The sequence below is a fragment of the Micrococcus sp. HG099 genome (genome assembly GCF_024723355.1).
GTDB lineage: Bacteria > Actinomycetota > Actinomycetes > Actinomycetales > Micrococcaceae > Micrococcus > Micrococcus endophyticus.
In genome coordinates, this window is the sequence record NZ_JANQCJ010000059.1 from 1 (window position 1) to 13,251 (window position 13,251).

13 protein-coding genes are annotated in these 13,251 nt (G+C 70.5%); 7 read left to right on the forward strand and 6 right to left on the reverse strand.

Going from position 1 to position 13,251, the window contains the following annotated elements; all coding sequences use genetic code 11:
- The 3 genes from NWP10_RS06730 to NWP10_RS06740 all read left to right on the forward strand — a co-directional run.
- On the forward strand, positions 1-250 hold a 250-nt coding region (locus NWP10_RS06730; protein WP_258300319.1), incomplete at its 5' end, for a GNAT family N-acetyltransferase.
- Positions 247-1,584 carry a glutaminase A gene (gene glsA, locus NWP10_RS06735; RefSeq protein WP_258300320.1) on the forward strand — a complete coding sequence of 446 codons (1,338 nt, stop codon included), beginning with the start codon at positions 247-249 and terminating at the stop codon, positions 1,582-1,584. The genes NWP10_RS06730 and glsA, both read left to right, overlap by 4 nt.
- A gap of 109 nt (positions 1,585-1,693) precedes the next feature.
- Positions 1,694-2,452 carry a Pr6Pr family membrane protein gene (locus NWP10_RS06740; protein WP_258300321.1) on the forward strand — a complete coding sequence of 253 codons (759 nt, stop codon included), beginning with the start codon at positions 1,694-1,696 and terminating at the stop codon, positions 2,450-2,452.
- Between the two features lie 40 nt (positions 2,453-2,492).
- Here NWP10_RS06740 and NWP10_RS06745 read toward each other — a convergent pair whose 3' ends face one another.
- The 3 genes from NWP10_RS06745 to NWP10_RS06755 all read right to left on the reverse strand — a co-directional run bounded on the left by NWP10_RS06745 (position 2,493) and on the right by NWP10_RS06755 (position 4,265).
- The gene (locus tag NWP10_RS06745; RefSeq protein WP_258300322.1) at positions 2,493-3,119 is read right to left on the reverse strand and encodes a GNAT family N-acetyltransferase; all 627 of its coding nucleotides are present in this window, start codon (positions 3,117-3,119) and stop codon (positions 2,493-2,495) included.
- Between the two features lie 5 nt (positions 3,120-3,124).
- Positions 3,125-3,508 carry a YciI family protein gene (locus NWP10_RS06750; protein WP_017489705.1) on the reverse strand — a complete coding sequence of 128 codons (384 nt, stop codon included), beginning with the start codon at positions 3,506-3,508 and terminating at the stop codon, positions 3,125-3,127.
- Positions 3,509-3,599: 91 nt separating this feature from the next.
- Complete coding sequence (locus NWP10_RS06755; protein WP_017489704.1) at positions 3,600-4,265, reverse strand: SDR family oxidoreductase; 666 nt, start codon at positions 4,263-4,265, stop codon at positions 3,600-3,602.
- A 220-nt stretch (positions 4,266-4,485) separates the two neighbouring features.
- Between NWP10_RS06755 and NWP10_RS06760 the strand changes: the two genes are divergently transcribed.
- The 4 genes from NWP10_RS06760 to NWP10_RS06775 are packed head-to-tail and all read left to right on the forward strand — an operon-like array spanning position 4,486 to position 10,759.
- Positions 4,486-6,624 (forward strand): DNA methyltransferase, encoded by a 2,139-nt coding sequence (locus tag NWP10_RS06760; protein WP_258300323.1) that lies wholly within the window; start codon positions 4,486-4,488, stop codon positions 6,622-6,624.
- Positions 6,621-9,203, forward strand: coding sequence for a DEAD/DEAH box helicase (locus tag NWP10_RS06765; protein WP_258300324.1), 2,583 nt, complete (start codon positions 6,621-6,623; stop codon positions 9,201-9,203). The genes NWP10_RS06760 and NWP10_RS06765 overlap by 4 nt, the downstream gene beginning before the upstream one ends.
- 49 nt (positions 9,204-9,252) lie before the next feature.
- The gene (locus NWP10_RS06770) at positions 9,253-9,798 is read left to right on the forward strand and encodes a Pycsar system effector family protein (protein WP_258300325.1); all 546 of its coding nucleotides are present in this window, start codon (positions 9,253-9,255) and stop codon (positions 9,796-9,798) included.
- A 37-nt stretch (positions 9,799-9,835) separates the two neighbouring features.
- Positions 9,836-10,759: a hypothetical protein gene (locus tag NWP10_RS06775; protein ID WP_258300326.1), complete on the forward strand. Its 924-nt coding sequence runs from the start codon at positions 9,836-9,838 to the stop codon at positions 10,757-10,759.
- Positions 10,760-10,980: 221 nt separating this feature from the next.
- Here NWP10_RS06775 and NWP10_RS06780 read toward each other — a convergent pair whose 3' ends face one another.
- From NWP10_RS06780 to NWP10_RS06790, 3 genes are all read right to left on the reverse strand, one after another.
- Positions 10,981-12,033, reverse strand: coding sequence for a siderophore-interacting protein (locus NWP10_RS06780; protein ID WP_258300327.1), 1,053 nt, complete (start codon positions 12,031-12,033; stop codon positions 10,981-10,983).
- Positions 12,030-12,950, reverse strand: coding sequence for an ABC transporter ATP-binding protein (locus NWP10_RS06785; protein ID WP_309137710.1), 921 nt, complete (start codon positions 12,948-12,950; stop codon positions 12,030-12,032). The genes NWP10_RS06780 and NWP10_RS06785 overlap by 4 nt, the downstream gene beginning before the upstream one ends.
- Position 12,951: 1 nt before the next feature.
- Positions 12,952-13,251 (reverse strand): iron chelate uptake ABC transporter family permease subunit (locus NWP10_RS06790; RefSeq protein WP_258300328.1); only part of this gene is annotated, 300 nt, incomplete at its 5' end.

Below are 13,251 nucleotides of genomic sequence, written 5' to 3' on the forward strand. Positions count from 1 at the left end.
CCCCGCCGCCGCCCACTGGTACCTCACCCAGCTCGGCACCGCCCCGGCCGCCCGCGGCCGCGGAGCCGCCTCCGCCCTGGTCCGGCTGCGCCAGCGCCGGGCCGCGCGCGCCGGCGTCGGGATCCACCTCGAGGCCTCCTCTGCCGAGGCCGTGCCGTTCTACGCGCGCCTGGGCTTCCGCGAGACCGGGACGGTCCGCGCGCACGGCACCCGGGACCTGACCGCGATGTGGTGGGAGGCGCAGGCATGAGGCATCCGTTCGTCGACTACCTGGAGGGCCTGCTCGGCTCCCTCGAGCACGTCACCGAGGGGGACGTGGCCCGGTACATCCCGATCCTCGCCGAGGCGGACCCGTCCCTGAGCGCCGTGGCCGTGGCCACCACCTCGGGGCGCGTGCACACCGCTGGCGACGCCGACGCCGAGTTCTCCATCCAGTCGGTCTCCAAGCCGTTCACCTACGCCGGCGCCCTCGAGGACCGCGGCGTGGAGCTGGTGGACGAGTACGTGGCGCTGAACCCCTCCGGGGAGGCCTTCAATGAGCTCTCCCTCGAGGCCGACTCCCACCGCCCGGACAACGCCATGATCAACGCGGGCGCGATCGCCGTGCACCAGCTCCTCGTGGGCCCGGGCGCCACCCCCGCCGAGCGCACCGAGCGGGCCGTGTCCCTGATGTCCACGCTGGCCGGGCGGCGCCTGCGCGTGGACGAGCGGACGTTCGAGTCCGAGATGGCGACGGCGGACCGCAACCTGGCGCTCGGGCACATGCTCCGCAGCCACGGGATCCTGCAGGACCGGGCCGAGGACGTGGTGGCCGGTTACATCGCCCAGTGCTCCGTGATGGTGACGGTGCGGGACCTCGCGGTCATGGGCGCCACGCTGGCCTCCGGCGGGCTGCACCCGCTCACCGGCGAGCGGGTGCTCTCCTCGCTCGTGTGCCGGCAGGTGCTCTCCGTGATGTCCTCCTCCGGCATGTACGACGCCGCCGGCCAGTGGATGGCCCACGTGGGCATCCCCGCGAAGTCCGGGGTGTCCGGGGCCGTGCTCGGGGCGCTGCCCGGGCAGGTGGGCATCGGCACGTACTCCCCGCGCCTGGACCCGTTCGGGAACTCGGTGCGCGGCGTGGAGATGTGCCGGATCATGTCCGAGGACCTGGACCTGCACATCATGGAGGCGGACGCGATCGGCAGCACCGTGGTGCGCAGCGTCCGCCGCGAGGGGGACACGGTGCACCTGCACCTGCAGGGCGTGATCCGCTTCGGCGGCGGCGAGTCCGTGCTCGCGGCCATGACGGAGCTCGGCACCGGGGCGGACCCGGGCCCCGTGGAGTGGGCGCACTGCTTCTACCCGTTCTCCGAGGAGCCGGACACGGCCGCCGGCCGCGCCGCCGCGCAGGACGAGGGCCGCACCGCGGCCGAGGCACTCGAGCAGGAGGCGCCGGTGCGCGCCGTCGTCGTGCACCTGGAGCGCGTGGACCGGGTGGCGCCCGTGGGCCGGCGGCTGATCGAGGACGGTCTGAAGCGGCTGCGCGCGGACGGCGTCCAGGTGCGCGTGGAGGACCCGGACGGGGTGCTCACGGGCGGCTGACGGGAGCCGGGCGCCGCGGCCGTGTTCTTCCCCACGACCCCTTCTGTTCACCTGGCGTTCATGTGAGAATGGCGGATCCCCTCGTGTTCCCGTCTCTCCAGGACCCGCCATGCTCCGCTTCGCACGCCCCCGCTCCCGTCGCGCCCCGCAGGGGCTCGGGGGTCGGCTCGTGCGCGCCGTCGCCGCGCGGCTGGTGCCGCGCCCGGTGCCGCCGGGGCGGCCGCGGGCCCGCCTGGCCTGGCACGTCTCCGGGGCGCTGCCGCTGATCGGGTGCCTCACCTCGTTCCCCATCGGCATGTCCAAGGACTCGATGGTGATCCCGGGCGTCGGCTACCAGGGCGGCTTCTCCGCCGGCTGGCACCACGCCCTGAACCAGCCGGCGTACTTCACGTGGCTGTCCAACGCCCTGGTGGCGGGCACCTCGCTGACGCTGGCCACGCGCCGCACCGCGCCGACGTCGGACGCGTTCTGGGCCGTGCGCACGGCCGGTCTCGGCTCGGTGATGGTCACGGGCATCGTCTACAACTCCGTGCTGCGCGGCCGGGAGCAGGACACCGTGCTCTACCGGTTCAACGACACGCTGCAGCACATCGTGAACCCCGTGCTCGCCCCCGCCGTGTGGGCCCTGTTCGACCCGCGCGGGCAGATCACCCCGCGCCGCGCCGGCCTCGCCGCGGTGATCCCGCTGCTGTGGGCGACGGCCACCATGGCGCGCGGCCCGCGCATCGACTGGTACCCGTACCCGTTCCTGGACGTGCCCCGGCACGGGGCGCGGACCGTGGGCGTGGTGCTGGCGGGCATCCTGGCCGGCTTCACCGGCCTCATGGGCCTGCTCGGCGGCCTCGACCGCCGGCTCGGCGGGCGCTGAGCGCTCAGTCCGACGGCGGCGCTCAGCCCGACGACGGCGCTCAGTCCGACGACGGCGCGGCCCGGAGGGCGTGCCACTCGTGCGCCAGCAACCCCATGACGTGGCAGTCGATCCACTCCCCGTCCAGCAGCAGGGCCTGCCGGAGGGTGCCCTCGTGGACGAAGCCGAGCCGGGCGTAGACGTGGCGGGCGCGCGGGTTGTGGTCGTAGACCTCCAGGCCCACGCGGTGCAGTCCGACCGTGGTGAAGGCGTGCTCGAGCACGAGCGTGAGGGCGCGGGTGCCGACGCCGCGGTCCCGGCCGGCCCCGGCCAGCCAGAGGCGCAGCCCGCACGCGCGGTTGCTCGCATCCAGGTCCATGAGGAGGATCTCGCCGAGCACGGCGCCCTCGGCCTCCACCGTCCACACGGCCCGGTCCTCGTCCGCGGCCCAGCCGGCGTAGATCTCGGCGAGCCGCTCGGGTGTCGGGCCGGCGTGCGCCTCCCCGCGGGCGATCGCGGCCGCCTGGGCGGTGGAGTGCACGGAGCCGGTGAGCACCTGCACGTCCGCGTCCCGCAGGAGGGCGCCGAGGGCGGGGGCGTGGCGGGCGTCGGCGGGGTGCAGGGTGACGACGCCGTCGCCCAGCTCCGGCACGTCCGCCAGGATGGGCACGGGCTGGAGGTCCGGCACGGGCCTCAGCCCTGCAGTCGACGCAGCTCCACGGGCTGGCCGCACGCGTAGGAGGCCTCGCCGGCGAGGGTCCGGGCGGCGGCCTCGTCCGGGGCCTCCACGATCCAGAAGCCGCCGAGCTGGGCGCCCTCGGGGGAGGCGGTGCCCTCGGCGATGCGCCGCTGGGCGGCCACCTCCTCGGGGCCCTGGGCGGCGCTGGCGTCCACCACCACGGCCTCCTCGGGCGGGGTGAGGCCGCCGGCGCCCACGAGCGAGTCGGACTCCTCGAGCCGTGCGTTGAACGCGGCGACGCGCTCGAAGGCCAGGCGCATCTGGTCCTCGGACTCGTAGGCGGTGCCGGCGGCGTGCACGCCCGGGGCGTGCCACACGGAGATCAGGTACTGGCTCATGCGGGCATTGGACCACGCGCCCCGGACGTCGTGCCGCGTGTCCGGGGCGCGGGCTCCGGGGCGCGCGCGCTCCCTGCCGGGCGCGACGGCGTCAGGCGCCGCGGATCGCCTCGGCCACGGGGGTGTCCCCGTCCACGAAGTCGATCTTGCGGCCCACGGTGCCCGGCTCGGTGAGCACCGCGACGATCGCGCGGGCCACGTTGCCGCGGCTGACCTCGCCCTTCGGGGCGTCCGGGGCGTCCAGGTCCGGGTCCACGGTGATGCGGCCGGTGGGCTCCTCCAGGGTGAGCGCGGCCGGGCCGAGGATGGTCCAGGCCAGCCCGGTGTCCCGCAGGGCCTCGTCCGCCTCGGCCTTGGCCTGGGCGTAGGCGTGGAAGGAGTCGTCCTCGGGGACGCCGTGGTGCAGGGAGGCGCCGAGGTAGGACACCATCACGTAGCGGCGCACCCCGGCGGCCTCGGCGGCGCGCATGGTGGCCAGGGCGGCGTCGTGGTCCACGGCGCGCGTGCGGGCGGGGTCTCCGCCGCCGGCGCCCGCGGAGAACACCACGTTGTCCGCGTCGCGGAACGCCTGGACGAGGTCCTCCTCGCCCGCGCGCTCGACGTCCAACACGAGCGGGGCGGCGCCGGCCGCCTCCACCTCGGCGGCGTGCTCCGGGTTGCGGATGATCGAGGTGACGTCGTGGCCGGCCTCGGCCAGCAGCGGGGCGGCCAGCAGGGCCACCTTGCCGTGGCCGCCGATGATCACGGTGCGGGTCATGAGAGTGCTCCTTCGGGTCGGGTGCGTCTCACCGAGGCCAGCAAGCGCGGGGAGCGGGATATTCCGGGGGTGGGGGTGCCCGAGAGGCTGGGTGACGACGGCGACGCCCGCAGGGGGACGGCATGACGGGCTGGCGTGTTCCGAACCCTTGTCTGGTCCCGTCCCTAGGATGGACGAAGCGGGCCACGAGGCACTCGCAAGCATGAAGGGGCACTGAGGATTGTCACGACTGACTGAACTACTGCGGCAGGCGCGCAAGGCCGACGAGCAACTGGGCAAGGACCTCGAAGCCGAGATCGTTGCCCTGACCAAGCGGCGGACCTTTGGCCTGGTCTTCGAGCAGCACCAGCCGGAGGCCGTGGAGTTGCCCGGGCGTCCTGTGCGTCGTGGTGACAAGGTGCGGGTCCTCCCGCCCCGGGGCGAGGTCAAGCAGGGCGACCAGCGGCTCTGGCGGGTAGACCGGATCGAGCGCGTGGACGGCACGCGGGTGGCGCACCTGAGCGAGTTCGAGGCAGAGCAGCCCGAGCAGCAGTCGGCGCTGGTCGAAGACGTGGTGGTCGTGGCCGAGTTCCGCGACCGTATCTACCCCGGCTTGGTCGAGACCGGTCGGGTGGAGCGCGGCGGGGACAAGCCCTTCCACACGGTGATCAACGCCGAGAACTATCACGCGCTGGAGATGCTGACCTACACCCACCGGCACTCCATCGACGCCATCTACATCGACCCGCCGTACAACACCGGGGCGAAGGACTGGAAGTACAACAACAACTACGTCGAGGGGGACGACGACTACCGGCACTCGAAGTGGCTCGCCTTCATGGAGCGACGGCTGGAGATCGCCAAGGAACTACTGAACCCCGAGGACAGCGTGCTCATCGTCACGATTGACGAGAAGGAGTATCTGCGGCTGGGGCTGCTCCTGGAGCAGACCTTTCCCGACGCGAGGATCACGATGATCACGTCTTCGATCACACCCGGGGGGTCCACACGTAGCGGGACCTTCAACCGCGCTTCGGAGTACATCTACTTCGTCCAGGTGGGTACGTCCGCGCCCATGCCACTCCCCTTGTCGGCGGAATGGAATCCCGTTGGCACCAAGAACAAGCAGGACCTGTACTGGGCACGACTGATCCGCTCGGGCACTCAGCCCTTCAGGACGACCCACCCGAACCTCTTCTACCCCATCTACGTGTGTCAAACCGAGGGTGGAGAGGGTACGTTTCACTCGATCGGTGATCCTTTCTATGGAGACGGCTGGGAAAACGCCTCAGCTCCACAGGGGACAACGGCGATATGGCCCATTCGTGCAGACGGCAGAGAAGGTCGGTGGCAGATTTCGCCGAACGCGTTGAGGGAAGCGATGTCGGGTGGGTTCGTCAAGTTGGGTCCCTGGAAGCAAAAGCAGACGACTGTCTACTACTTGAAGCAGGGCGAACGGGCAAAGGTCGCCAACGGCACCTTCAGCATCGTCGGTCATCGCCCAGATGGGTCGGTAATCACGGACGGGAGTGCCTACCAAGCGAGATTTGTCCCAACGGATATTTGGCGGATCACCGCGCATGATGCTGGCAACAGCGGAAGCCGTCTTGTCGAGAAGTTCGTTCCCGCTCGGAAGTTTCCGTTTCCGAAGTCGCTGTATGCGGTCGAAGATGCCCTCCGCTTCTTCGTAAAGGGCAAGCCTGACGCGACTGTCCTCGACTTCTTCTCCGGCTCGGGCACGACTGCACACGCCATCATGCGCCTCAACAAGCAGGACAGCGGCAAGCGCCACTGCATCAGCGTCACCAACAATGAGGTCAGCGCCGAGGAGCAGCGCGGCCTGCGCAAGCAGGGGTTGCGTCCGGGCGACCCCGACTGGGAAGCGCTCGGCATCTGCGACTACATCACCAAGCCCCGGGTGACGGCTGCGATCTCGGGCAAGACCCCTGAGGGCGAGCCCATCAAGGGCGACTACAGGTTCACAGACGAGTTTCCGATGAGCGAAGGCTTCGAGGAGAACGCGGCGTTCTTCACGTTGACCTACGAGGACCCGCTGTCGGTTCGGCATCACCGTGCTTTCGAGCGGGTCGCCCCGATGCTGTGGCTGCGGGCCGGGTCGCGAGGTCGCGTCATTGACGACCTGGGTGAGGACGGCTGGGACGTGGCCGAGGCGTACGGGGTGCTGGAGAACATCGACCAGATGGGCGACTTCGTGGCGCGCGTGGCCGAGGTGGAGACGGTGGAGACGGTGTTCGTCGTGACTGACTCGGACGCCGCATTCCAGATGACCTGCCGTGATCTCCCCGAGCGGGTGACTGCGGTGCGGCTGTATGAGTCCTACCTGCACAACTTCATGATCAACCGGAGGGCAGGCGCATGAGGTACACACTGAAGGACTACCAGGCCGATGCCGTGCGCGAAGCGTTGCGTCGGCTGGAGCAGGCCCGCGACACGTACCAGCGCTACGGCTCCCTCTCGCAGTTCTCGCTGGCCGCGACCACGGGCGCGGGCAAGACTGTGATGGCGGCGGCGATCATCGAGGCGTTGTTCTTCGGTTCGGATGAGTTCGACTCCCCGGCAGACCCTGGTGCGACAGTGCTGTGGTTCTCCGACGACCCGTCGCTGAACGAGCAGTCACGGGCGCGCATTCAAGCGGCGGCGAGCGAGTTGGACTCCCGGTTGCGGGTCATCGAGAACACGTTCTCGGAGACCGCCTTCGCCCCGGGGATGGTCTACTTCCTCAACGCGCAGAAGTTGTCCAAGAACGCCCGGCTGGTGCGCGGAGCGACTCCCGACAATCCGAACGAGCCCCGCTTGTTCCAGCCGACGCCCGACATGGTGCAGCAGACGATCTACGACGTGATCCGCAACACCGTCGAGGCGGAGGGCCGGACGCTCTACTTCGTGCTCGATGAGGCACACCGGGGCATGAAGTCCTCCACGGAGCGCAACACCACGGTGCTGCGGCTGATCAACGGCGGCTCGGGCGCTCCGGCGATGCCGGTCGTGTTCGGCATCTCCGCCACGGTGGACCGCTTCACCCAAGCGATGAAGAAGGTCACCAACCGCACGGCCCTGCCCCCAGTCGAGGTGGACTCAGCCCTGGTGCAGGCATCAGGGCTGTTGAAGGACGACATCGTGTTGACGATTCCGACCGAGGAGGGGAACTTCGACACCACCCTCCTGCGGCGGGCGGTTCAGCGCGTCAAGGAATCCACCGCTGCCTGGGCGGCCTATGCCGTTGAGCAGGAGGAAGCCGACCCGGTGGTGCCGCTCCTGGTGGTTCAGGTGGCTGACAAGCCCACGGAGGCTGATCTGGCGCGGGTGCTCGATGCGATCTATGACGAGTGGCCGGACCTTCCTTTGGAAGCGGTGGCGCATGTCTTCGGCACCCACACCGATCTGCTGTTGGGTCAGCAGCCTGTGCCCTACATCGCCCCTCAGCGGGTGCAGGACGCCAAGCATGTCCGAGTGTTGCTGGCGATGGAGGCGATCTCGACCGGTTGGGACTGTCCCAGAGCCGAGGTGCTGGTCTCCTTCCGGACGCGCAACGACTCGACCTACGTCCATCAGTTGCTCGGTCGGATGATGCGCACCCCGCTCGCGCGGCGCATCCCGGGCAACGAGGTGCTCAACTCGGTGGACTGCCTGCTGCCGCACTTCGACCGCAAGACCTCCACGGCCATCGCCCAGATGCTGATGAAGGGCAAGACTGCGGTCGATGACTCAGACCAGGGCGAGGGCGACGAGGAGACCCAGAAGGCCCGCAGGGTGCTCTTCGACCCGGTGCGGCTGGAGCCCAACCCCGAGGTGCCGCAGGAGGTCTGGGACCTGCTGGAGCAGATTCCCTCGGTGACGATCCCGAAGAAGAACGTCAAGCCCATCCGCAGGCTCGACGCCCTGGCCACGGCGCTGTCCAAGGACGGGTTGATCGACGGCGCAGTAGCGAAGGCCCAGAGCCACCTCTGCGCGGTCCTGGATGGTCGGGCCGTTCAGTACAAGACCAAGGTCGATCAGGCCCGGGCAGACGTGCTCACGATGACCGGCGAGGAAGCCCGGGGACGGGTCGGCAAGGAGGGCTTCTCCTACAAGTCCTTCGAGGTCAGCGCCGATCCGCGCGCCATCGAGGATTCCTACCAGCACGCCGCCCGCCTGCTCACCAAGAGCCTCGCAGCGGCCTACGTCGACCACCTGGTGGGACCGGAGGAGGACGTGGACCTGCTGGAGGCCAATATCATCGTCGCGGCGCTTGGGCGGGTGCCCGAGATCGTGGCCGACGTGGAGCAGGAGGCCGACGAACTCGCCCGCGACTGGCTCACCCAGACCCGCGTGGCCCGCAAGGGACTCAGCGACGAACGGCAGGCAGAGTACGACCGACTGGAAGGCATGTCCACCCACCCTGAACGCATCTCCCTCACCGCTCCCAAGGTGGCGCAGGCCGACCGCAAGGCCCGGGAGAAGGACGGCACCGAGCACGACCTGCCCGTGCGTCGACTCCACCTGACCGCTGCCGAGGACGGGACGGTCCCCATCGACCTCAACGAGTGGGAGCGCAAGGTCTTGGACTCCGAGTCGAAGCAGCCCGGCTTCAAGGCGTGGTACCGCAACCCCTCCCGGGCCACCAAGGAGTCCCTGGCCGTGGCCTACAAGGACGGAGGCGGCGACTGGAAGGCCATGCGGCCCGACTTCGTGTTCTTCGGCTCCCAGCACGACGCCCAGGTCGTGGTGGACCTGGTGGACCCCCACGGCCACCACCTGGCCGACGCCATGCCCAAGTTGCGCGGCCTGGCCGACTTCGCTGAGCAGTACGGCCACGAGTTCCGCCGCATCGAGTCGGTTGCCGAGACGGGGGGAGTGCTGAGGGTCCTCGACCTGACCAAGCACCACGTGCGGCAGGCGGTGCGGGACAGCCAGGACGCCAAGGCTCTTTACGAGTCCGGCGTCGCAAGGGACTACTGACATGGCCCTCCTCGACTGGCTCCGGCGCACGTGGACCTCACCAGGAACCGTGAGCACCCCGCCCTCTCCACCCCACGGTGAACCCGATGAGACTATGGTCTCCGACGCATGGACAGTTCTCTCGAATGTCAACGAATGGGTGAAGCACGCGGAGACCAAACTCGGCGTCGTGTTGGCCTTCCTCGGTGTACTCGCGGCGGGGCTGATTACCCTGGCCATCGAGGTAGGTCGGCCCTCACTCGTTATGGCGATCTTGGAAGGGATCGCTGGAGTGTTGCTGCTTGTGGGCATGGGGTGCGCCTCGATGGGCCTCCTGCCGCAGTTCGCCCATGAGTCCGACGAGACCAAGATGAACCCTCTCTACTACGGAGACGTACGTCGTCACTTCGCGGCCGAGCCGGCGAAGTATGCCGCGCATTTGAGGTCGGCTCTTTCGGGTCCACAGGTGATGACCGATCACGTGGCACATCAGATCGTGGCGAACTCCAAAGTGGCGGTGCGCAAGTACACGTTGGCTAACCGAGCTATCCTCATCGGCTACCTCTCCCTGTTGACAACGGGGGCGCTTGTGCTCGGGCTCGTATCGGGCTGGTAGCCCAAGAGTGTCCGGGTGGCTCCGTAGCCTGGGTCCCATGAGTGATAAACCGGCATTTCTGACCTCCCTCCTCGATGATCTAGGCGAGGAGGTGAACACCGTGCTGAACAACTCCGACATCCCAGTGGTGGACAAGGACGGCACATTCGACGCCAAGGACATCCCCTCGTCATCCAGCACCACCTGGATCAAACTGCCAGAAGTCGTGGCTGTGGTCTGCGACCTGAAGGGGTCCACCCACCTCGGGACAGGGAAGCATGACAAGTCGACTGCCCGCATCTATAAGGCCAGCGTCGAGGGCGCTGTGCGCATTTTCCACGAGTTCGACGCGAACTTCATCGACATACAAGGAGACGGCGGCTTCGGCCTGTTTTGGGGCGACAAGGCTTACGAACGAGCCCTATGTGCAGGGGTCACTATCAAGACGTTCAGCGAGGACCTCGTGGCGCAGCTGGAGAAGCGGTGGCCAGATGCGCCGGAGACGGGATACAAGGTGGGCATCCACGCCGCGCGCACACTGGTCAAGCGCATCGGCACCCGGCGTGTGGTCTCGGAGCAAGAAGCTGTCTGGGCAGGCAGGCCAGTCAACTACGCGGCCAAGTGCGCGCAGGCCGCAGAACGCCACCAGATGGTCGTGACGCAGCAGGTGTGGGACAAGTTCAAGAAGAACGACTACATCGCCTTCAGCTGCGACTGCAAGAACGGGCCGTCAGCAAACCTGTGGATGGACATCACCGTTGAGCCGCTGCCCGAAAACGATCAGGCTGGCGTTGTCCTGGGCTCAGGATGGTGTGGAAAGTGCGGCCCAATGTTCTGTGACGCGATCATGGCGGGTGAGACGAAGAGAGAGATCCCCATCAACATCCGCAACACAATTTCCCGCATGGCGATGGAGAAGGCGTTGGAAGCCAAGCGTGGCAGAGACCGCATGCGCAAAGCCCAAAGTGCCTTCCGGCGGTAGCGATTGGCGGGCGCTGACACCCCTTCCATAGTGCGGGCGTATCGGGCGAAATCGACCACCTCGCGGGACGCCCTCGTACCCGCCCACATAGTGTTCCCGGAGGGACCGGGGGTGCCGCCCTCGCACGGTCGGTCTTTCTCGTGGAGATCTTCCCGGTCGCCTATCTGTCCTGAGCGTCGACGCGTCAGCCGCGTCGGAGGGGCGGCGGCGCACCCCCCCCGTCAGCTCTCCGCCTGCCCCTGACGCCAGTACCCCATGAAGGAGACGTGCGCCTTGGGGACGCCGCCGGCGCCCACGCTCAGCCGCCGCAGGGCGCGCACCATCGCGGACTCCCCGGCGAGGAATACGTAGGCCTCGGGCCGTTCGTCCTCGGCGAGGGCGGCCACGGTCCACTCGCGGTCCGCAGACTCGGCGGGCGGGGCCACCGGCCCCCCGGCGTCGTCGGGGTCCACGCCGAGCAGCGCGGCGAGGCGGGCGTGCGCCCAGGATCCCGACGGCGTCCCCGGCGCCCGGCGGCCCACGTGCAGGCGGACGCGGCCCCGGTCCGCCAGCTCGGTGACCTGCCGCCAGTCCCACGGCTCGGGGACGGCGAGGCGCTCGGCGATCAGGTCGGCGACCTGCCCGTCGTGGGGCAGCTCGAGCACGAGGTCCGCGACGCCGTCGAACCCGCCGAACGGGTCGGCCAGCTCCTCGGCCACGGAGACGAGCGCGGGCACGGCGGTCTCGTCGCCCACGGCGAGCACGCGCCGCGCGCCGGTCTGCCGCCAGGCGGACCACGCCGGCGCCTCGGCGCTCGGCACGAGGACGTTCACCGCGTCCCCCGCCTGCACCGCGCGCGCCCAGCGCAGGCCCGGCCCCTGGTGCGGGTCCGCGGGATCGTCGGCATCGCCGTGCAGCACCACGTCCACGGTCAGGGACGGCACCGGCCGGCCGTCCAGCCGCACCGGCCCCGCCGACCGCACCGTGTACGTGCGCATCCAGCCGCGCTCGGCCTCGGGGATCGCCAGGAAGCCGGCGCGGAACCCCGCGGACAGGTCCGGGTCGGCCGAGACGCCGCCCGGCGGCGGGATCAGCACCTTCACGTACGCATCCCGGCGCGGCCGCGAGCCCCGGTACAGGGCGTGCAGGTCCGCCGTGCCGGGCGGCAGCAGCCCCATGAGGTCCGGGCTGGCCCGCTCCAGGTCCGGCCCGGCCAGCACGATCCGCCGGAAGCCGCGGCACGGCTGCTCCACGGACACCACGCGCGTGTGCGCCACGAACATGCCCTCGCTCATCGGGTCTCCTGGGTCGTCGGGGAGGGGAGGGAGGCGCCGCGGTCCGCCGCACCCCGCGGGAGCACCACGGGGTGCCCGAGCAGCGGGTCCGGCCGGACGTCGGCGTCGAGGTCGAACACCTCGGCGAGCACGGCGGGGGTCAGCACCTCGGCGGGCGTGCCGGCGGCCGCCACCCGCCCGTCCCGCAGCGCGACGAGCCGGTCCGCCACCCGCGCGGCGAGGCTCAGCTCGTGGAGCACGGCCACCACCGTCACGGGCTCCTCGTCCCCGTCCGGGCGGGTGAGCCCGCGCACCAGGTCCAGCACCTCCACCTGGTGGGCCAGGTCCAGGTAGCTGGTGGGCTCGTCCAGCAGCAGCACGGGAGTGCGCTGAGCGAGCACGAGCGCCAGCCACGCGCGCTGGCGCTGGCCGCCGGAGAGCTCGGCCACCTCGCGGTCGGCGAGCTCCTCGAGGTCCGTGTGCCGCAGCGCCCGGGCGACCGCCGCGTCGTCGTCGGCCCCGGTCGTGCCGAACAGCCCGCGGTGCGGGTGCCGGCCCCGCTGGACGAGCTGGGCCACGGTCATGCCCTCGGGGGCCACGGGGTGCTGGGGGAGCAGGGCCACGGTGCGGGCGTACTCCCGCGCGGAGTAGGCGCCCAGGTCCCGGCCGAGCACGTCGGCGGATCCGCCGCGCAGGGGCAGCTGCCGGGTGAGGCCGCGCAGCAGGGTCGACTTGCCGCAGCCGTTCGCCCCGATCAGCGCGGTCACGCGGCCGGCGGGCACGTCGAGGTCCACGGGGCCGACCGTGTCCGAGGTGTCCGGGCGGCCGTAGCCGAGCCGGACGCCGCGCAGGCGCAGGGCCGGGCCCGGGGCGGGGCCCGTTGCCGGGTCCGTCCCGGGGCGCTCCGCGGGCGGCGCGGCGGGATGCGGGGGAGTCATCTCAGGCCGTCCTCTCGCCGCGCCGGCCGGCGCGGATCAGCAGGGTCATCATGAGCGGGGCGCCGGCGGCCCCGGTGAGCACGCCCGTGGGCAGGCGGGTGCCCTCGGCGAGCAGGGCCACGGCCTCCGCCGCGAGCAGGTCCGCCGCGAGCACGAGCACCGCGCCGGCCAGGGCCGCCGCCGCCAGGGAGGGGCGTCCTCCGGCCAGGCCGCGGGCCAGCGGGGTGGCCAGCAGCGCCACGAAGGCCAGCGGCCCGACGGCGGCCGTGGCGGCCGCCGCGAGGACCGCGCCCAGCAGCAG

Coding starts and splice junctions, on each gene's coding strand:
- glsA (WP_258300320.1), top strand. CDS start 247: ATGAGGCATCCGTTCGTCGACTACCTGGAGGGCCTGCTCGGCTCCCTC.
- NWP10_RS06740 (WP_258300321.1), top strand. CDS start 1,694: ATGCTCCGCTTCGCACGCCCCCGCTCCCGTCGCGCCCCGCAGGGGCTC.
- NWP10_RS06750 (WP_017489705.1), bottom strand. CDS start 3,508: ATGAGCCAGTACCTGATCTCCGTGTGGCACGCCCCGGGCGTGCACGCC.
- NWP10_RS06755 (WP_017489704.1), bottom strand. CDS start 4,265: ATGACCCGCACCGTGATCATCGGCGGCCACGGCAAGGTGGCCCTGCTG.
- NWP10_RS06765 (WP_258300324.1), top strand. CDS start 6,621: ATGAGGTACACACTGAAGGACTACCAGGCCGATGCCGTGCGCGAAGCG.
- NWP10_RS06775 (WP_258300326.1), top strand. CDS start 9,836: ATGAGTGATAAACCGGCATTTCTGACCTCCCTCCTCGATGATCTAGGC.
- NWP10_RS06780 (WP_258300327.1), bottom strand. CDS start 12,033: ATGAGCGAGGGCATGTTCGTGGCGCACACGCGCGTGGTGTCCGTGGAG.
- NWP10_RS06785 (WP_309137710.1), bottom strand. CDS start 12,950: ATGACTCCCCCGCATCCCGCCGCGCCGCCCGCGGAGCGCCCCGGGACG.